The organism is Pseudomonas sp. PDM16 (assembly GCF_014851865.1).
Taxonomy (GTDB): Bacteria; Pseudomonadota; Gammaproteobacteria; order Pseudomonadales; family Pseudomonadaceae; genus Aquipseudomonas.
On sequence record NZ_JACVAM010000002.1, the window covers coordinates 200,821 to 219,361 of the forward strand.

The 18,541-nt window shown below is 64.6% G+C and carries 21 protein-coding genes; 10 read left to right on the top strand and 11 right to left on the bottom strand.

Going from position 1 to position 18,541, the window contains the following annotated elements; all coding sequences use genetic code 11:
- Positions 1-71: 71 nt before the first annotated feature.
- The 5 genes from IB234_RS07375 to IB234_RS07395 are packed head-to-tail and all read right to left on the bottom strand — an operon-like array spanning position 72 to position 4,051.
- A complete protein-coding gene (locus IB234_RS07375) occupies positions 72-866 on the bottom strand; it encodes an ABC transporter permease (protein WP_192316021.1) in 795 nt (264 codons plus the stop codon).
- On the bottom strand, positions 863-1,594 hold the full coding sequence (locus IB234_RS07380) for an ABC transporter ATP-binding protein (protein WP_192316023.1): 732 nt from the start codon (positions 1,592-1,594) through the stop codon (positions 863-865). The genes IB234_RS07375 and IB234_RS07380 overlap by 4 nt, the downstream gene beginning before the upstream one ends.
- On the bottom strand, positions 1,591-2,562 hold the full coding sequence (locus IB234_RS07385; RefSeq protein ID WP_192316026.1) for a YVTN family beta-propeller repeat protein: 972 nt from the start codon (positions 2,560-2,562) through the stop codon (positions 1,591-1,593). The genes IB234_RS07380 and IB234_RS07385 overlap by 4 nt, the downstream gene beginning before the upstream one ends.
- A gap of 32 nt (positions 2,563-2,594) precedes the next feature.
- On the bottom strand, positions 2,595-2,858 hold the full coding sequence (locus IB234_RS07390; protein ID WP_192316029.1) for a hypothetical protein: 264 nt from the start codon (positions 2,856-2,858) through the stop codon (positions 2,595-2,597).
- Positions 2,855-4,051, bottom strand: coding sequence for an ABC transporter substrate-binding protein (locus IB234_RS07395; protein ID WP_192316031.1), 1,197 nt, complete (start codon positions 4,049-4,051; stop codon positions 2,855-2,857). The genes IB234_RS07390 and IB234_RS07395 overlap by 4 nt, the downstream gene beginning before the upstream one ends.
- A gap of 154 nt (positions 4,052-4,205) precedes the next feature.
- Here IB234_RS07395 and IB234_RS07400 point away from each other — a divergent pair, with 154 nt between their 5' ends.
- Genes IB234_RS07400 through IB234_RS07410 form a run of 3 tightly spaced genes read left to right on the top strand, consistent with a single transcriptional unit; the run spans position 4,206 to position 6,546 of the window.
- Positions 4,206-4,643 (top strand): copper-binding protein, encoded by a 438-nt coding sequence (locus IB234_RS07400; RefSeq protein ID WP_192316033.1) that lies wholly within the window; start codon positions 4,206-4,208, stop codon positions 4,641-4,643.
- Positions 4,643-5,896: a histidine kinase gene (locus tag IB234_RS07405; protein WP_192316036.1), complete on the top strand. Its 1,254-nt coding sequence runs from the start codon at positions 4,643-4,645 to the stop codon at positions 5,894-5,896. Before IB234_RS07400 ends, IB234_RS07405 begins: the two co-directional genes overlap by 1 nt.
- Positions 5,893-6,546 carry a response regulator transcription factor gene (locus IB234_RS07410; protein WP_192316038.1) on the top strand — a complete coding sequence of 218 codons (654 nt, stop codon included), beginning with the start codon at positions 5,893-5,895 and terminating at the stop codon, positions 6,544-6,546. Before IB234_RS07405 ends, IB234_RS07410 begins: the two co-directional genes overlap by 4 nt.
- Positions 6,547-6,556: 10 nt before the next feature.
- On the opposite strand, the gene IB234_RS07415 is transcribed toward IB234_RS07410, so the two are convergent.
- The 5 genes from IB234_RS07415 to exaA all read right to left on the bottom strand — a co-directional run bounded on the left by IB234_RS07415 (position 6,557) and on the right by exaA (position 10,857).
- On the bottom strand, positions 6,557-7,255 hold the full coding sequence (locus IB234_RS07415) for a polysaccharide lyase family 7 protein (protein WP_192316040.1): 699 nt from the start codon (positions 7,253-7,255) through the stop codon (positions 6,557-6,559).
- A gap of 88 nt (positions 7,256-7,343) precedes the next feature.
- On the bottom strand, positions 7,344-7,586 hold the full coding sequence (locus tag IB234_RS07420) for a helix-hairpin-helix domain-containing protein (RefSeq protein ID WP_192316042.1): 243 nt from the start codon (positions 7,584-7,586) through the stop codon (positions 7,344-7,346).
- Between the two features lie 13 nt (positions 7,587-7,599).
- Entirely contained in the window at positions 7,600-8,067 is a 468-nt protein-coding gene (locus IB234_RS07425; protein ID WP_192316044.1) for a hypothetical protein, read from the bottom strand.
- Between the two features lie 168 nt (positions 8,068-8,235).
- Positions 8,236-8,880: a pentapeptide repeat-containing protein gene (locus IB234_RS07430; RefSeq protein ID WP_192316046.1), complete on the bottom strand. Its 645-nt coding sequence runs from the start codon at positions 8,878-8,880 to the stop codon at positions 8,236-8,238.
- A gap of 105 nt (positions 8,881-8,985) precedes the next feature.
- On the bottom strand, positions 8,986-10,857 hold the full coding sequence (gene exaA, locus IB234_RS07435) for a quinoprotein ethanol dehydrogenase (RefSeq protein WP_192316048.1): 1,872 nt from the start codon (positions 10,855-10,857) through the stop codon (positions 8,986-8,988).
- Between the two features lie 359 nt (positions 10,858-11,216).
- Here exaA and pedF point away from each other — a divergent pair, with 359 nt between their 5' ends.
- The 6 genes from pedF (at position 11,217) to IB234_RS07465 (ending at position 16,822) form a co-directional block, all read left to right on the top strand.
- Positions 11,217-11,654 (top strand): cytochrome c-550 PedF, encoded by a 438-nt coding sequence (gene pedF / locus IB234_RS07440; RefSeq protein ID WP_192316051.1) that lies wholly within the window; start codon positions 11,217-11,219, stop codon positions 11,652-11,654.
- A gap of 3 nt (positions 11,655-11,657) precedes the next feature.
- Positions 11,658-12,542 carry a substrate-binding periplasmic protein gene (locus IB234_RS07445; RefSeq protein WP_192316053.1) on the top strand — a complete coding sequence of 295 codons (885 nt, stop codon included), beginning with the start codon at positions 11,658-11,660 and terminating at the stop codon, positions 12,540-12,542.
- Between the two features lie 13 nt (positions 12,543-12,555).
- Complete coding sequence (locus tag IB234_RS07450) at positions 12,556-13,302, top strand: quinoprotein dehydrogenase-associated SoxYZ-like carrier (RefSeq protein ID WP_192316055.1); 747 nt, start codon at positions 12,556-12,558, stop codon at positions 13,300-13,302.
- Between the two features lie 33 nt (positions 13,303-13,335).
- Positions 13,336-13,668: an EthD family reductase gene (locus IB234_RS07455; RefSeq protein ID WP_192316057.1), complete on the top strand. Its 333-nt coding sequence runs from the start codon at positions 13,336-13,338 to the stop codon at positions 13,666-13,668.
- Between the two features lie 2 nt (positions 13,669-13,670).
- Positions 13,671-14,606, top strand: coding sequence for a quinoprotein relay system zinc metallohydrolase 1 (locus tag IB234_RS07460; RefSeq protein ID WP_192316060.1), 936 nt, complete (start codon positions 13,671-13,673; stop codon positions 14,604-14,606).
- Positions 14,607-15,037: 431 nt separating this feature from the next.
- Complete coding sequence (locus IB234_RS07465) at positions 15,038-16,822, top strand: PQQ-dependent methanol/ethanol family dehydrogenase (RefSeq protein ID WP_192316062.1); 1,785 nt, start codon at positions 15,038-15,040, stop codon at positions 16,820-16,822.
- Positions 16,823-17,043: 221 nt separating this feature from the next.
- On the opposite strand, the gene IB234_RS07470 is transcribed toward IB234_RS07465, so the two are convergent.
- The gene (locus IB234_RS07470) at positions 17,044-17,511 is read right to left on the bottom strand and encodes a hypothetical protein (RefSeq protein WP_192316065.1); all 468 of its coding nucleotides are present in this window, start codon (positions 17,509-17,511) and stop codon (positions 17,044-17,046) included.
- 320 nt (positions 17,512-17,831) lie between these two features.
- On the opposite strand from IB234_RS07470, the gene hda reads away from it, so the two are divergent.
- Positions 17,832-18,536, top strand: coding sequence for a DnaA regulatory inactivator Hda (hda, locus tag IB234_RS07475; RefSeq protein WP_192316067.1), 705 nt, complete (start codon positions 17,832-17,834; stop codon positions 18,534-18,536).
- Positions 18,537-18,541 lie beyond the last annotated feature (5 nt).

An 18,541-nucleotide genomic window follows, 5' to 3' on the forward strand; every position in this document is an offset into this window, starting at 1 on the left:
CTTTGGGAATCCTACGATGGTGAAGAAAACCAATACCAAAGTAGTAGCCGGCTGACCGGCGGGTCGGCTGTTTATCCTGCCGAGCGGCGCAGGGCGGCATGCTGCGGGTTGAAGCTGATCACCGCGAGTACGGCGAACAGCAGGGTCAGGCCGAGGCAGATGGCGCCGGCCAGCGGATTGAATCGCTCGTAGAGGGCGAAGCGCACCAGCTCCACGGCGTGGCTGAATGGATTGATGGCGCACAACCAGTACAGCCATTCGCTGGCCTCGCGCATCTTCCACAGCGGGTAGAGCGCGGAGGACAGGAAAAACAGCGGGAAGATGACGAAGTTCATCACCCCGGCGAAGTTCTCCAACTGGCGGATGCCGTTGGACAGCAGCAGGCCCAGGGCGGCCAGCAGCAGCGCTACCAGCAGCAGCGCCGGCAGCGCGGCGAGCAGGCCCCAGGCCGGTGGCTGCACCCCATAGAACCAGGCCACGGCGAGAAAGGCATAGACCTGCAGCAAGGAGATCAGCGAGGTCGCCAGCAGCTTGGCCAGCAGCAGAAAACCGCGCGGCAGCGGGCTGGTGAGCAGCACGCGCATGCTGCCCATCTCGCGGTCGTAGACCATCGACAGCGAGCCCTGCATGCCGTTGAACAGCAGGATCATGCAGGCCAGGCCGGGAACGATGTAGGTTTCGTAGGTGATGTAGGTGTCGTAGGGCGCAATGATGGCGATGCCCAGGGCGGCGCGGAATCCGGCAGCGAATACCAGCAGCCACAGCAGCGGTCGTACCAGCGCACTGAGCAGGCGGGTGCGCTGTTGGGCGAAGCGCAGCCATTCGCGCAGCAGCACACCGCGCAGGCATTCCCAATAGGCGATCATGCGGCGACCTCGTGGCTGGTCAGGTGATGGAAGGCCGCGGAAAGGTCGCCGCCGTGATCGGTGCCGATCGCCGCGGCATTCCCGCAGGCGATTAAGCGGCCGCGGTCGAGGATCAGCAGGTCGTCGTCGCCCTGCACCTCGTCCAGCAGGTGGGTGGTCCACAGCACGCTGAGGTCCTGCTCGCGGCACAGCTGGCGCACATGAGTGTTGAGCGCCAGGCGCGCCGCCGGATCGAGGCCGGCGCTGGCCTCATCGAGCAGCAGCAGGCGCGGGCGGTGAAGCAGGGCGCGGGCGATCTCCACCCGCCGCCGATGCCCGCCATTGAGGGCGCGTACACGCTCGTGGCGGCGTTCGCCGAGCTGCTGGCGGGCCAGTTCCTCGTCGATGCGCCGGCTTGCCTCGGCGCGTGCCATGCCGTGCAGGGCGGCGTGGTAGCGCAGGTTCTGCTCCACCGAGAGGTCGAGGTCCAGGGTGCTCTGCTGGAACACCACGCCGAGGCGGCGCAGTACCTCGCGCGGGGCGCGCCGCAGGCTATGGCCGTCGACCAGAATCTCGCCCGCCTGCAGGTCGTAGAGGCGGGTGAGCAGGGCGACCAGGGTCGATTTGCCGGCGCCATTGGGTCCCAGCAGTGCGGTGAAACGACCGGGCTCCAGGCTGAAAGCCACGCCGTCCAGCGCCTGGCGGGCGCCGTAGCGGAAACTCAGGTCCCGAGCGAGCAGGCGGCTCACGGAGTCACCACCACGCCCCAGGGATAGCGACCGACCTTGATCGACTTGGTCACCTTGAGCGAGTCGAGGTCGATTACCGAGACGTCGCCGCTGACCCCGTTGGTGCTCAGCAGGAGTTTCTCGTCCGGGCTGAAAGCCATGTGCCAGACACGCCGGCCGACCAGCAGGTAGTCCAGCACCTCGAAGGTCTTGGCGTCGACCACGGCGATATGGTTGGCCGGGCCGAGTGCGACGAAGGCGTACTTGCCGTCGCTACTGAGCTTGATACCGACCGGTTGTACCTTGTCCGGGTGCACGCCCTTGATCTTGAAGGTGAGCACCTTGAGCGGCTGGCGGTTGGCGGTGTCGATCACCGTGACCGTTCCGCCGATTTCCGAGCTGGCCCACAGGCGCGAGCCGTCTTTGCTGAACTCGACATGCCGTGGGCGCTGGTCAACCAGGGTGTTGTCCACCAGGGTCTGGGTGGTGGTGTCGATCCAGTGCAGCATGTTGGTGGTTTCACTGGTGTTGATCGCCCACTTGCCGTCGGGGCTCACCGCCATGCCCTCGGGCTCTACGCCCACATCGATCTGCGCCAGTACCTTGTCGGCCTTGACGTCGACCACCGTCACCAGCGCATCGTCCTCGTTGGAGATGTACAGCCACTGGTCGTTCGGGTGCAGGGCGAACTGCTCGGGGTCGGCTCCGGAGGGCAGCTCCTTGATGATCTTGCGCGTGGCCAGGTCCATCACCTGCACCGTGTCCGAGTCGCTGGCGCAGATGTACAGCAGCGTGTTTTCGTGTGACAGGGCCAGGCCACGTGGGCGCTTGCCGACCTCGATGGTTCCGGTGACCTTCAGGGTATCCAGGTCGATGACGCTGAGGTTGTTGTCCTTCTCGTTGGATACGTAGGCGGTAGCGGCCTGGCTTGCGACGCTGGCGAGCAGCAGGGGGAGGGCCAGGAGCGGCAGGAACGGTGGACGGAGCATGGCGGAATCCTCTCTTGTTATGGTGGGCGCGCTCAGCGCGCTGGTTCTTCGGCGACGGGGATGCTGGCCAACAGTGCGGCGGCCTGGTGGTCTTGCCAGCGCTCGGCGCAGTCTTCAAGGCGGCTGCGCGGGGCGCTTCCGCCACTCTGTGCTGCCAGCCGTGCGTAGAGGCATGGCAGGCGCTGGCTGCTCACCAGATATGCGCTGCGCTGTGCTCCCTCTGGCTCCGGTACGCCGAGTACCAGGCCCCCGCCGGCCAGCGCTGGCAGCAGCCCGGCCGCCAGCAGCAGTTTCATGAGGCGGCTCCGGCCAGGTCGCAGCTGCTCTCGGCACGATCATCGCCGAGGGTGTCGAGCTCGCTGTCGGGATGCAGGAAGCCGTCCTGCGGTGAGGTCGTGACCAGGGCGCGTGGCTGTACCACGGGAATCGGCTGGCGCAGCTGGCCGTCCCATGAGCGGTAGCTGAGCTTGCGGCCCTTGAAACCGTCGATCGGCAGTTGCTCGTCGAGCAACAGGCTGCGTATCGCCAGCGGTGCCGCATCGCGGCTGCGGGTGACGGCGGTGGCAATGCTGCGCACGGCGATCCAGGCGGCGAAGTCGCGGTCGTTCATCCAGCGCCCGGCGTGCTCCTCGAAGCGCTTCTGCAGCTGCGCCGCTCCGTAGGTTTCCACGCTCTTGTGCCAGCCGGTGGGCGTCAGTCCCTGAGTGCCGGCCACTGGCCGTGGGTACCAGGTCTGGTAGGGTACGTACTCGCCGAAGTCACCGCGCTCGTCGGCGACCAGCACGACGTCGTACTCCGTGGTCTGGGTGAAGAGCGGCATGTCGGCCTGGGCGCTGCGACGCTGGTCGTTGTCGAAGCTCCACGGCTTCTCGGCGACGATACGCAGACCGAAGCGCTTGGCCGAGCGCCGCAGGGCATCGGCGTAGCGCTGGTCATCCGGAGTCTGGCCGACGATCAGCAGCAGGCGCTGCCATTGTCGAGTGGCGAGGAACTGCATCAGCGCGTCGGTGAGCATGGCGCGGCTGGGCAGGCTGTGCAGCAGGTTGGCCTGGCACACACTGCGGCGCAGGTCGTCGTCCGGGCTGCCGGCATTCAGCAGCAGGCTGTCGGGCATGGACTTGGCTAGCGCTGTGAGCTGCGCGGCCGGGGCGTTGACCACGAACAGGCGCACGCCCTCGGCATGCAATGCAGCGGCACGCTCCAGCAAGTGCTCGGGGTTCTCCGCCTGCACCGTGTCCAGGTGGTAGCGTTGCTTGAGGAAGCGGCCGGTACTGTTGCTGTCTTCGATGGCCAGTTCGGCCCCGCGCAGGCCTGCGTCGAGCGGCTCGGGGATGACATTGGAGAGCACCGGCCCGGAGTCGGGCTGCCAGGCCAGGTAGGCGATGCGGACCTGCAACTCGCCGCCCGCCGCGTAGGCCTGGCAGGCAACGAAGGCGGCACTGGCAATGGCCAGCAGATAGATCAGGGCATGCATGGCGAGCTGGCGCATGGGCGGCTCCTCTAATTCTTGTCGCCAGCATAGGAACAGCCCGGACCGCGCGAAATATGCAGAAAGTAGTGCTGAGCCAGTACCAAGGTAGGAGAACCTCGGGGCGCCGCAGTCCCTAGCATGGAGTCCACAACAATAATTCGAGGACTCCGCCATGCATGTCACCAAACACCTGCTGTTTCTGGTTCTGCTGCTGGTCAGCCTGGCTGGCCTGGACAAGGTCATGGCCGCCGGTGACCTGACTCGCAAGACTCAGGCGCTGCCCGACCTGGTCATGGGCTCGGACGACAGCGACTACTTCATGTCGCAGCACGAGTACCGTCTGGAGACCGGCAAGGCCTACCAGCTCAAGGTGATCTCCAACGGTCAGAAGGAATACGCCTTCCAGGCTCCGCAGTTCGCCACGTCGATCTTCCTGCGCAAGGTCGAGGCCGGCGGAGTGGAGATCAAGGCGGTGACCCTGAACGAGCTGGAATTCGAGGATGCCGGCGAGGCCGAGCTGTTCTTCGTACCGATCAAGCCGGGACGTTTCCCGTTCTATGCCAAGGGCCTGGAAGGCAAGGGCATGCAGGGTCACTTCGTGGTCGAGTGATGAGCGCGCTCGGTCGTATCAACCTGCTGGTCAGCCTGTTCTTCGCCGTCGTCACGCTGATCTGCATGGCCATCCTGTTGCGCCAGGCCGGCGACGATGTTCATCGTGAGCTGGCCGCCGCTCAGGGAGTGGTCGACTATCTGGCCGACAGCGTACGCCGCTCTCCGGACAGCCTGCCGCCACACCTGGGGCAGAGCCTGCGCCATGTGCGTGCGGAGTGGCTGGCGGCCGGGCAGGCGGTGCCGCCGGAGGCCGGGCCCGATGATTGGCTGGGGCGCTGGCTCTACCCTGAGGTGGCGCCGGCCCGGCTTATCGCCCTCGACGACGGCAGGCGCTTGCGCCTGGCGGTCGACCCCGGTGACGAGATCGACGAGGTCTGGGATTCGCTGCGTCAATTGCTCGGCCTGCTCGGTCTATCGCTGCTGCTATGTCTGCTGGCGATCCGCTGGGCGGTGCGCCACGCACTCGGCGTGCTGGAGGAGCTGCTTACCGGCCTCCAGCAGATTTCCCAGGGACAGCTGGACACCAGGCTGACCAGCCATCGCCTGCCGGAGGCACAGCGCCTGGCCGGTCACTTCAACCGGATGGCCAGCGCCCTGCAGCATGCCGAGGCGGAGAACCAGCGCCTCAACCAGGCCCTGCTGCGCCTGCAGGAGCACGAACGCAACCGCCTGGCGCAGACCCTGCACGACGACCTGGGCCAGTACCTGGCCGGCATTCGCGCCCAGGCGTGCCTGTTCGGCCTGCTCGCAGAGAATCCGCAGGGTGTGCGCGACGCCGCGCAGAGGCTGGAAGCGCATTGCGTACAACTGCAGGAAGGCTTCCATGCTCTGGTTCGCGACCTCTATCCGGTAATGCTCGAACACCTGCCGCTGCGGCAGGCGGTGTGCCAGCTCGCCGAGCAGTGGCAGGGCGCCCAGGGCATCGATTGCCAAGTGCACCTGATCGGCGAGGTGCCGGAGCCGAGTCAGGAGGCCAAGCTGCATCTCTACCGCTTGCTGCAGGAGGCCCTGACCAACGTTGCTCGCCATTCTGGTGCGAACCGGGTGCGCATGCGCCTGCAACAGCGTGGCGGCCAGTTGCGGCTGTTGTTGCGCGACAACGGTCATGGTCGCCCGGCCGCTCGCCGGGGCATCGGCCTGCGATCCATGTGCGAGCGTGCCCGTTGCCTGGGTGGAGAGCTGCATTACCGGGGCCGCCCGGGACGTGGCTGGACGCTATATCTGAACATTCCCTTGGAGGAACGGACATGAAGATCCTGCTGGTGGACGATCACGCGGTGGTGCGCCAGGGCTATGCCAGCCTGCTTGGCGCGCTGCTGCCGGATGTGCAGATCAGCGAAGCGGCCAGTGGCGAGGAGGCACTGGCCCAGGTGCAGGTGCAGATTCCCAACCTGGTGGTGCTGGATATCGGCTTGCCGGGCATCAGCGGCCTGGAAACCTGTCGGCGCTTGCGCCAGCGGCTGCCGCAGCTGCCGGTGCTGTTCTTCAGCATGCACGAGGAGCTACCGCTGGTGCGCCAGGCGCTGGATGCAGGCGCGGCCGGTTACCTGAGCAAGCGCTGTGCGCCGGATGTGCTGGTCGAGGCTGTACGCCGGGTGCTTTCCGGCTACCCCTACATCGAGCAGTTGCTGGCCACCCAGCTCGCCTGCCAGAAGACTCCGGAGCCAGAAGGCGACCCGCGCCTTGCCGGCATGACGCCGCGCGAGATGGAGATATTCATCATGCTCGCCCGTGGCCTGCCCACGAGGCAGATCGCCGAGCGTCTGTGCATCAGCGGCAAGACCGTGTCGAACCACATGACCCTGCTGAAGAACAAGCTGGGTGTCGACTCGCTGGCCGAGCTGGTGCACCTGGCCATCGACACCGGTGTACTGCGTGTCGGCGAGCGCCAGTCGGCCTGAATAGTGTTGTTCAGGGTGTGCGGTGCAGGGTGTTGAGGTGGTAGAAGGTGGCGCGCCCGCCTTCCGCTTTGCCGCCAGCGTTGTCCTGCACATAGGCGCCGGCCTTGAAGTAGAGCTGCTCTCGGCTCCAGCCAGAGGCGATCTGGCGATAGTAGGAGCCGTCATCGTCGTCGCTGTAAACGGTGATGCCCAGGCGGCCGCTGGCAGTCAGGCGCAGTCGATAGGCAAAACGCTCGTCGAGGGTCACGTCGGAGACCAGCGCGATGTTCTGCACATGGCTGTCGTCCGGGTGCTTGCGTACCAGTGCCTCTATGCGCCCGCTGTTGCGTTCCGGCCGGAAGTGGTACTGCAGCTTGATCAGTGGCGTACCGACATCGCCAGGTCGATTGACCGCATGGATCTGGCCGATCACCAGCTTGTTCTTGCTCGGCACCTGGTTGACCGAGAGTACGGCGCTCAGGATGTTGTCCGCGTCGTGGTGGTACCAATTGCGCAATTGGCCGTTCGGCCAGGTCTCGCGCAGTTCGCTGCGGGGATAGCTGGAGTTGAGAGTGCGCGATCCGCTCACCGGCACCCAGAAGCGCACGCTGCTGTCGCGCTGCGGGCGAAAGTACTGGCTGCTGTAGCCACGGTTGAGGCGCTCGGTGGTGATCAGCGTGGTGGATTCGGTCGCCGGAATCGTCAGGTTCCAGGTGGAGAGATCTAGCATGGGAGCGTCCTTGGCAAGCGCAACGGTGGGGATTCCGACCCCTTCGAGCCGGGAAGTTCAGCGTTGCGCTTGGTTCTGGACGAGCGGCCTATCCTGCTTGCTGGTTGCGAGCGAGGTCGATGGCCGCCTGGATGGCTGCCCTGGCTTGCGGACTGTTCTTCCAGCAGCTTGATCCGAGCAGCCCCGCAGCCTGCTCGACGATGTCCAGGGCTGTCGCCTCGCTCAGTTGCTGCAGCGAGCCGAAACCGAGCTGTTCGAGGCGTTGTATTACCGTGGGACCGACCCCCTTTAGCTGTAGCAGGGCCTGGCGTTGCTCTTCGGGAAACGGCATATGCGATGACCAGTCAGGGATGTTGGCATTTGGCTTCGAGGGTCCGTTGCAGGTCGTCGACACTACGGCCCTCCATGATTTCCTTGTGGGCCTGGTGACCCAGCAATACCAGACCGATGGCCAGGCAGGGTGCGATGAGAAGGAGGTATCCGCGTATACGGGCCATCGGGCCTCGCCGAGCAATGGTGGGGCGCAGGCGCGCCGAGTCGAGCGGTGGGAAGTAGCCGTCACGCAGGATCTTCAGTGCCGAGGGAATATGGGCCAGCGCAATGATCAGTATCAGGCCAGGCATGCCACGGGTCGCGGCCAGTAGCGCCCAGTAGGCCTGCGGTATGCCCAGTAGCTCCGGCGCACAGACTTCGCCAGAGCCGAACTGCAGCCACAGCACCAGCAGCACAAAGGGTATAAACAGCAGCACATAGGGGAGTGCGCGCAGCAGCGCGCGACCTGGCTGGGCAGCGATCAATACGGTATCGCTCATGCGGTCCTTCCTAGACGGTTTCAGAGCGCGCCAGTCTAGCGTCTCCAGCCAGGCCGTGATGTGAGGAAGGACGCGTGCCGGGTTTGCCATCTCTTGGCATCGCGCCAGGCTCTGTACGAAAACGGCGCTGAGGTGCCGGGCAGGTTTCGTACAGAGCCTGTCGGAGTATCACCACCCTTTCGGGCAGTTGGTGCAGCCCTCCATGTAGGCGTCCTGGAAGTTACCGAAACGTGTGCGGGTGCCGGTGAGGTCGGCGTTTTCGAGGTTCGACCCACTCAGCTTCACTTCCTGCAGGTTGGCATCGCTGAGGTTGGCACCCTTGAGGTCGGCCTTGCTCAGCCAGGTCATCTCCAGATCGGCGGCGACCAGTCTGGCGTCGTGCATCTTGGCGCCGGACAGGCGAGCGAACTCCAGGTTCGCGGCGGACAGGTCGGCACCCTGGAACTGCGCAGCCTGGGCGAACAGGCCCCAGCCCTGCACGGCGACCAGCTTGGCCTGACTGAAATCGGCCAGGCGCAGGTTGCTCTGCTGCAGGCTCGCGCGGGTCAGGTTGGCTTGTTTGAGGTTGGCCTTTTCCAGGTTGGCTAGGTCCAGCGTGGTGTGGCGCAGGTCCGCGCCGGATAGGTCGGCACCGGACAGGTCCATGCGACGCATGTCCTGGTTGCGCAGGTTGGCACCCTTTAGATTGGCGCCTGGACAGTGGCTGCCGGGTTCGATGCGGCAGCCGTCGATCACCAGAGGCTCGTCATCGGCAAGGGCGTAGCTGCCGGCCAGCAGTAGGGCGGCCGGAAGAATCAGGTGCAGGTACTTCATGGTGTGCTCCTGTGGTGGTGCGGCACCGCTTGGCGGTGCGCACCGGTCGGGAAGATGGCCGCAGCCCACGGTGCACTCGGCGACCGTGGGCTGCAGTCAGTCGGCTCAGCGGCTGGCGGTCTTGTTGTCCCAGTTCGGCAGCTTGAACACCCAGAACGAACCACCCTGGGCAACCGGCTTGGTCAGCTCGGCCATGTCGCCGCCCCACAGCGGTACGGCGCCGCCGTAACCGGTGGTCACGCCGATATATTGCTCGCCATCCTGTTCCCAAGTGATGGGCGGGGAGACGATGCCGGTACCGACCTGGAACTTCCACAGCTCCTTGCCGTTCTTCGCGTCGAAGGCCTTGAAGTAGCCGTCGCCGGTGCCGGTGAACACCAGGTTGCCCTTAGTCGCCAGCACGCCGGCCCACAGTGGCAGGCGCTCCTTGTGCTCCCATACCACTTTTCCGGTGGTCGGGTTCATCGCGCGCAGGATGCCGACGTGATCGTCATACAGGCGCTTGATACGGAAGCCCATGCCCAGGTACGCGGAACCCTTCTTGTAGTGCGGCTCCTCGGCCCAGTAGTCCTCTTTCCAGTGGTTGGCCGGCACGTAGAACAGGCCGGTGTCCTGGCTGTAGGCCATCGGGTTCCAGTTCTTGCCGCCGAGGAACGGCGGTGAGACTTCCACCGACTTGCCGCGTGCCTGGCCTGGCTCCGGCTTCGGCGGACGCTGGCCCTCGTTTTCCACCGGGCGACCGGTCTTCAGGTCGATGTGGCTGGCCCAGGTGATCTTGTCGACGAAGGGGAAGGCGTTCTGCAGCTTGCCGTTCTTGCGGTCGACCACATAGAAGAAGCCGTTGCGGTCGGCGTGGGCTGTGGCCTTGACGGTCTTGCCGTCCTTGTCCTTGTAGTCGAACAGCACCAGTTCGTTGTTGCCGGAGAAGTCCCAGGCATCGTTCGGCGTGTGCTGGTAGAACCACTTCACCTCGCCGGTGCTCGGGTCGACGCCGACCTGGCCGGAGGTATACAGGCTGTCATAGTCGTGCGGGTTGCCACCGTCGGAGGTGCGCGCCCAGCCGTTCCACGGCGCCGGATTGCCCGCGCCGACGATGATGGTGTTGGTCTCGGCATCGAAGCTGGCGCTCTGCCACGGGGCACCGCCGCCCTGGCTCCAGGCCTCCTTCTTGCCGGTCGGGTGGTTGGGATCATCTGGCCAGCTCGGCGCCTTGACGTCGCCGGTCGGGGTGCTGTCCTTGCCGTTCAGACGACCCATATGGCCTTCGACAAAGGGGCGCATCCAGACTTCTTCACCGGTATCCGGGTCGCGGGCGAACAGCTTGCCGACCACGCCGAACTCGTCACCGGAGCTGCCATGGATCAGCAGCACCTTGCCGCTTTTGCCGTCCTTCACGATGGTCGGCGCGCCGGTCATGGTGTAGCCGGCACCGTGGTCGCCGAACTTCTTCTTCCACACAACCTTGCCGGTGTCCTTGTTCAGCGCCACGACGGAGGCGTCGAGGGTGCCGAAGAAAATCTTGTCGCCGTAGATGGCGGCGCCGCGGTTGACCACGTCGCAGCATGGGCGGATGTCGTCCGGCAGGCGGTGGTTGTAGGTCCACAGGCGTTTGCCGGTCTTGGCGTCGAGGGCGAACACGCGGGAGTAGGAGCCGGTCACATAGATCACACCGTCCCTGACGATGGCCTGGGATTCCTGGCCGCGCTGTTTTTCGTCGCCGAAGGAGAAGGACCAGGCCGGGGTCAGCTTGAATACGTTGTTGTCGTTGACCTGGGCCAGGGGGCTCCAGCGCTGGGCGTTGGTGCCCAGGCCATACTGCAGCACGTCACCGGTGGTGGTATGGTCGTTGGCGATGTCGTCCCAGGTCACCGATTTGGCGAAGACGCTGCCGGACGACACCAGAGCGAAGCCGAGAATCAGGCTCTGCACGGTGCGCGCCAGCGGGGTGGCAGTGCTGGGGAGTGTTGTTCTTGTCATGTTTGCGGTTCCCATTGGTTGATGGACACGGGGTCGGTCGGCGAGCCGGCGGCCCGGTGCATCGATAGTGGGATCAGGCGGGGAGGCGGAATACGGAAAAGCTCCCGCGAGTGTCGGGAAAAATGCCCGAACGGGACATGACTTGGGCTTGCTGCGAAAGGGTCTGGCGAGGCATTCAGCCAGGCTACTACCAAGGGACTAGTACCTGGCCACCAAAGCAGCATTCAGGCGCTGTCGGGCCATTCCTAAGATGCGGACAAGACGCACGGAGGCTGTACACGGCGATGGTCACTCATCGATCCGTGGGCAGGCTCCCGCAAGCGTTTGCCTTGCACTGCATTTGATGAGGATGGACAGCAATGAACAAGAAGAATATTTCCCGCGCTCTGCTGATCTGCGCTGGCCTTGGTTTCTCCGGCCTGGTTCTGGCCCACGGTGACGTGACCCCGCAGGCGGTCAACGTCGACGGTCTGGAGCCGCTGGGCAAGGAATGGCGCGACGAGAACCCCTACCGCGCGCCCTACGCCAATAACAAGCTGGCGGTCGAGATCGGTACTTCCGCCTACAACCAGAACTGCGCTCGCTGCCATGGCCTGGAGGCCATTTCCGGTGGTATCGCCCCCGACTTGCGCTACCTCGAAGTGGGTGCCGAGGGTGACGAATGGTTCAAGGAGCGTGTGATCAACGGTGCGGTTCGCGACGGTGCCGTCTACATGCCGAAGATGGCCGACTTCCTCAGCCAGGAAGCGCTGTGGGCGATCCGCTCCTACCTGGACAGCGTGCACACCGAGGAGTAAGCCATGCGCCTGCTGCTGGGCTGTCTGCTGTGCCTCGCGCTGCTGGTCGGGCAGGCCCAGGCCAAGGTGCGGCCGTACGACGACATCGTCGCATCGGGCGTGCTCAAGGTGGCGGTCTACGACAACTTCCCGCCCTACAGCGAGCTTCGTGACGGCCAGCCACACGGCATCGACGTGCGGTTGGCCGAGCGCCTGGCAGCCGGCATGGGGCTGAAGCTGGAACTGATCTGGGTGGTACCCGGTGAGAAGCTCGACGACGACCTGCGCAACTACATCTGGAAGGGCCACTACATGCGCCCGAACCTGCTCGCCGACGTGATGCTGCGGGTGCCGTATGACCGCGACTACTCGGCCAAGCGCAACGAGCTGGGTGAGCTGGTCAACGAGCAGGTGGTGATGTTCGCCCCCTATCAGCGCGAGCGCTGGCAGGTGGCCTACGACAGCCGACGTCTGAAGGAGGTGCCAAGCATCGCGGTGTTCTCCTATCACCCGATCGGCGTCGAGGTGGACAGCGTGCCGTCCTTCTACATGACCTCGGTGTTCGGCGGTCGCATGAGCCGTAACACCCACCATTACCCGAGCGCCTCACAGGCTTTTGCGGCGATGCGTGGCGGTGAGGTGGACGCGGTGATGGCCATGCGTGGCGAGATCGACGGGCTTCTGCATCAGGCTGGCGACGAGCGGCTGCGGCTGGCGACCAACGCCTATCCGGAGATGGGCCAGCAGGAGTGGGACATCGGCATGGCGGTACACGAAAGCAATCGCCAGCTGGCCTATGCCCTCGAGGAGACGCTCGACGGGATGATTCGCTCGGGCGAGATGACCAGTCTGTATGGCGGGCAGGGCCTGCAGTACGAGTTGCCCGGTCTCTATCAGGATGTCGAGTAGGCCAGGAGGTCGTATGTCCCGCATGTGGTGTCTGCTGTCTCTGCTGCTTGCCTGCACGGTGCAAGCGGGGGAGATCGATCCGCTGAATTCGCCTATGTGGGAGTTCCATCGCCAGCGCCTGCTCGGCGTCGCGCCGGTGCAGTTCGATGAGCGGGTCAGGGTGCTGGCGCCACCGTTCGCCGAAGACTCGCGCCAGGTGCCGATCGAGATCGACGCCCGCGACCTTGGCCGGCCGGTGCAGCGCATGCTGGCCTGGGCCGAGCTGAATCCGATCCCGCATATATTCACCCTGCACAGCGAGTCCGAGCGCCTGCTGCCGTTTATCGCGGTGCGCATCCGTGTCGAGCAGGCCACGGCGATCCGCGCCGCTGTGCAGACCGAGGATGGTGTCTGGCATGTCGGCTCAACCCGTGTCGATGCCGCCGGCGGCGGCTGTACAGCGCCTAGCGTGGTGCGCGCTCAGGAAGGCTGGGAGGAGCGCCTGGGCCAGGTGCTCGGTGGGCGTTACCCGCAGGGCGACCTGGAGCGCCTGCGTCTTTCGGTGGCCCACCCGATGGACAACGGCCTGGTGGGCGGCATCCCGGAGTTCTACCTGGAGCGCGCCGAGCTGTTCGACCAGGGCGGCAAGCGCCTGGCGCTGCTCGAGCTGTTTCCCGCGGTGAGCGAGAACCCGACTCTGGGCTTCGAGCTGCGCGGTGGCGGCGAGACCGAGCTGCGCTTGCGCGACAACAATGGCAACGAGTTCGCTGCCGAGCTCTGAAGCTTCCCTCTTCCGTTCTCTGGAGTACTCCCGATGATCAAGGTCAGCGTTCTGTATCCCAACCGCCCCGGCGTGCGTTTCGATCTGGGTTACTACTGCGGCACGCACATGGCCCTTGTGCGCGAGTGCCTGGGTGAGGCCTGCCTAGGCGTGGCCGTGGATCAGGGCTTGGCCGGCGGTGCGCCCGGTAGCCCAGCGCCGTTCGTGGTGGTCGGGCATCTGTTCTTCGTCAGCCTGGACAGCTTTCAGCGGTGTTTCGCCGAGCATGGCGAGCGGATCATGGGCGACCTGCCCAACTTCACCGACGCCGAGCCGCAGGTGCAGATCAGCGACGTGCGGCTCGATTGGCGCGCGCCGGAGTGCTGAGCATGCGCGGCCTGTTGCTGCTGTTCGCCCTGTTGGCTGCCGGCTCCGCCCAGGCGCAATTCGACTATCGGCTGCAACCCCGGCAGATCGCGGCGGACACCTGGCTGCTGGAAGGCAGTACCGACAACTTCGCCGAAAGCAATGGCGGCAACATCGTCAACACGGCCTTCATCGTCACCGCCGAGGGTGTACTGGTGATCGACAGCGGCCCCTCGAAGCGCTACGGCGAGGCCATGCGTCAGGCTATCGCCGGGGTCACCGACAAGCCGCTGTACAAGGTTTTGCTGACTCATCACCACCCGGACCATGTGCTGGGCAACCAGGCCTTCGCCGGCGTGCCCATCGCGGCCCTGGCTGGCACCCGCGAGCTGCTGAGCCAGCAGGGCAACGCCATGGCCGAGAATATGTACCGCCTGGTTGGGGACTGGATGCGCGGCACCGAGGTGGTGCTGCCCGACGAGACCGTCGAGCCTGGTGTGCAGGACATCGGCGGGCATCGTCTGCGCCTCTTGGCCCTGAGCGGCCATACAGGTGCCGATCTGGCGATCCTCGACGAGAGTACTGGCGTGCTGTTTGCCGGCGATCTGGTGTTCTACCAGCGTGCCTTGACCACGCCGAACAGCCCGGGACTGGAAATCTGGCAGGCCGATCTGGAGACGCTGCAGAAGCTGCCGTGGCGGCTCATCGTGCCTGGGCACGGGCCGCTGGCCAGCGATGCCGCACCTTTCGCGCAGATGCACGACTACCTGGGCTGGCTTGATGGCCTGCTGCGTGGCGCTGCTGGTCGCGGTGAGGACATGAACGAGGTGATACGCGCACCCATTCCCGAGCGTTTCGCCGCCGTCAGCCTGAGCCGCTACGAGCTGATCCGCAGTGTCAGCCACCTGTATCCGCGTTACGAGACGCAGGTGCTGAGGCGGATCGATCGCCGCGAGTGAAGGGCGACACTCAGCGCATCGAGGACGTCGATGTGCTGTGGAAATAGCGCTTGGCGAGTCTGCAAGAGAGGTCTGGCGACCTTTTCGCGAACATGCTCGGCGCGGCGAGGCGGTGTTCCTGCCGAACTGCTGCAGCGGTCACTTCAAGCTCAGTGGAACAACCCATTCCTGTTGCCGGCACGCGCATAGCTCGGATCGGTCTCTTGGGGCTCGTTGGATCGACGGCCTTTGGCATGTCTTGCCCGGAGCATGCAGGGCGCACTGCGATAGCCCTTGGTGCCGAATCGCCTGCGGCTGGGGGTATTGCTACCAAGGAACTAGGGAAATCGGCACAGCGTTGGATAGGCGCAGGGCGGCGTCGGTCCAAGAATTTGCGGCAGACCGGGACTATTTCCCGGTTGCATAACAATGAACCCGCAGAGGTAGCCGCAATGATGCACACAGGTCTTCGCAAGCCCCTCGCTCTGACGGCGCTGTCAGCCGCTCTGGCCCTGTCCAGCCTGGCCGCTAGGGCGGCGGTCACGGACGAAGAGATCATCAACGACGCCAAGACCCCGGACCAGGTGGTCACCAACGGCCTCGGTACTCTGGGTCAGCGCTACAGCAGCCTGAACACCCTGAACAGCGAGAACGTCACTCAGCTCCGCCCGGTCTGGGCATTCTCCTTCGGTGGCGAGAAGCAACGTGGCCAGCAGGCCCAGCCGCTGGTGAAGGATGGTGTGATGTATGTCACCGGCTCCTACTCGCGGGTTTTCGCGGTCGATGCGCGCACCGGCAAGAAGCTCTGGCAGTACGACGCACGCCTGCCCGACGGCATCATGCCGTGCTGCGACGTGATCAACCGCGGCGTAGCGCTGTATGACGACCTGGTGTACTTCGCCACTCTCGATGCCAAGCTGGTCGCCCTGAACAAGGACACCGGCAAGGTGGTGTGGAAGAAGACCGTGGCCGACTACAAGGCAGGCTATTCGATCTCTGCCGCACCGATGATCGTCAAAGGCAAGCTGATCACCGGTGTAGCCGGTGGCGAGTTCGGTGTGGTCGGCAAGGTCGAGGCCTACGATCCGAAGAACGGCGAGTTGCTGTGGAGTCGTCCGACCGTGGAAGGCCACATGGGCTATGTCTACAAGGACGGCAAGGCTGTCGAGAACGGCATCTCCGGCGGCGCACCGGGCAAGACCTGGCCGGGTGACCTGTGGAAGACCGGAGGTGCGGCTCCGTGGCTGGGTGGCTACTACGACCCGAGCACCGATTCCATCCTGATCGGTACCGGCAACCCATCGCCATGGAACTCCAACCTGCGTCCGGGCGACAACCTGTTCTCCGCCTCGCGTCTGGCGCTGAACCCGGCGGACGGCTCGATCAAGTGGCACTTCCAGACCACCCCGCACGACGGCTGGGACTATGACGGCGTCAACGAGTTGGTGTCGTTCGACTACCAGGACGGCGGCAAGGCCGTGAAGGCGGCAGCCACCGCGGACCGTAACGGCTTCTTCTATGTGCTCGACCGCACCAACGGCAAGTTCATCCGCGGTTTCCCCTTCGTCGACAAGATCACCTGGGCCAAGGGCCTGGACAAGGATGGCCGACCGATTTACGACCCGGCCAACCGTCCGGGTGCTCCGAGCGGTGACGCCAAGAAGGGCAACACCGTGTTCGTCGCGCCGTCCTTCCTTGGCGGTAAGAACTGGATGCCGATGGCGTACAGTCAGGACACCGGTCTGTTCTACGTGCCTTCCAACGAGTGGGGCATGGACATGTGGAACGAGGGTGTGACCTACAAGAAAGGCGCAGCCTACCTAGGCTCTGGCTTCACCATCCATCCGCTCAACGAGGAATACATCGGTGTGCTGCGCGCGATCGATCCGAAGAGCGGCAAGGAGGTCTGGCGTTACAAGAACTACGCGCCTCTCTGGGGCGGGGTGCTGGCCACCAAGGGCAACCTGGTGTTCACCGGCAACCCGGAAGGCTATCTGATGGCCTTCGATGCCAAGTCCGGTAAGAAGCTCTACGAGTTCCAGACCGGCTCCGGCGTGATCGGCTCGCCGATCACCTGGGAGATGGATGGTGAGCAGTACGTCTCCGTGCTTTCCGGCTGGGGTGGTGCCGTGCCGCTGTGGGGTGGCGAGGTCGCCAAGCGGATCAAGGACTTCAACCAGGGCGGCATGCTCTGGACCTTCAAACTGCCGAAGGACCTGGTTGCGACCAAGCACTGAGGTCGGTTGGGCAGCGAGGCTAACGGCCTCGCCGTCTGTAGCTTCTCCCGGATGCGCGCGGTCTTCCCGAATGGGGCCGCGCGCATCGTCGTTCTTGCCGGTAGCCTCTTTGCTGATCCGCCGACGATCACCGCGGCGCCGACTGCTGCTCTGGATCGCCAGACTTCCGAGGTATGCGTCGTACCGCCCGAATTGACCGGCTTGCTCGGCAGTGGGCGAGCCTAGCAGACGCTTGCGCTGACCGGCATGCCCTTCACCAGGTCGATTCCTAGGTAGCAGAGATAGCCGTCCTGCAGGTGGTACTGGCAGGTGACCGAGCCATTACCGTTGGCACGAAAACGGCTTTCATTCCCTGCATCGCACTCATCTTTCAGGTCGGGGCCGATCTGCTGGAAGATTTCCTCGGCCGCTTCGCCCGTTATCGCCAGCGCGAGCTTGGCATTGTTTTGCTCGACCGGCATCGGATCGCCGATGGCACCTGAGTAGAGCAGGTACTGAGCCTCCATTGATCCAAATTCTTGCGGGTGAGCCGTGAAGGGGAGAATAAATAGCAGGCACAACGCCAGGGGGCGACCCAGATGAATGCCCGGGTGTGCATGTCGCCAGGTGCGACGGCTGGTTACTGAGATAGCTGCGCGTGCTACCTCGCGGGGAAAGGCGAATAGCTTCTGTTGGTTGTGACCGTCCATGGTCGTGATGCTCCTGGCTCCGAAACAAAAAGGTAATCCGTTGGTGGGCGATGATCGGCTGTTCGGCCTGGGGAGTCCATATCGGCCTCATGCGTCTGATGGTCGCTGACTGCCGGTTCTCATCCGCCATGCGCCTTGTGACGTCAGATCACGTGGGGGGCGCAACGCCCCTGTCCTGGTGTCTGCCAGCTCCGTTCAGGCGATGTGTTTCGTGTTCATCCGAACAGGCTTATCCATCAATGACTTGGAGCCGACAAGGCGATAAACTTGGCGATCATCACAGAGTCCTTGGGCGGCTTGGAAAAGCCGCTGTCCAGCGTATGAAACCTGTCCAGCTGCCTCTCGGCGTACGTCTGCGTGACGATGCCACCTTCGCCAACTATTATCCCGGCGCCAATGCCGCCGCGCTTGGCTATGTCGAGCGCCTGTGCGAGGCCGATGCCGGTTGGGCAGAGAGCCTTATCTATCTCTGGGGGGGCGAAGGCGTAGGGCGTAGCCATCTGTTGCAGGCCGCCTGTCTGCGCTTCGAGCTGCGGGGTGAGCAGGCGGTCTACCTGCCGCTGGGCGAGGTGGCCGAGTACGGTCCCGAGTTGCTGGATGGTCTGGAGCAGTCTGAGCTGGTCTGTCTGGATGATCTCGATGCGGTGGCGGGCCGTGCTGACTGGGAAGAGGCGTTGTTTCACCTGTTCAATCGCCTGCGTGATGCCGGTAAACCTCTACTGCTGGCAGCGACGGCGTCGCCGCGCGAGCTACCGATAGCACTACCGGACCTGCAGTCACGTCTGACCTTGGCGCTGGTGTTTCAGCTGCATTCGCTGTCTGACGAGGACAAGCTGCGTGCCCTGCAGTTGCGTGCGTCGCGCCGAGGCCTGCACCTCACCGAAGAAGTGGGACGCTTCATTCTCACCCGCGGCGAGCGCAGCATGAGTGCCCTGTTCGAGTTGCTGGAGAGGCTCGACCAGGCCTCGCTGCAGGCTCAGCGCAAGCTGACTATTCCCTTTCTCAAGGAAACCCTGGGCTGGTAAGGCCC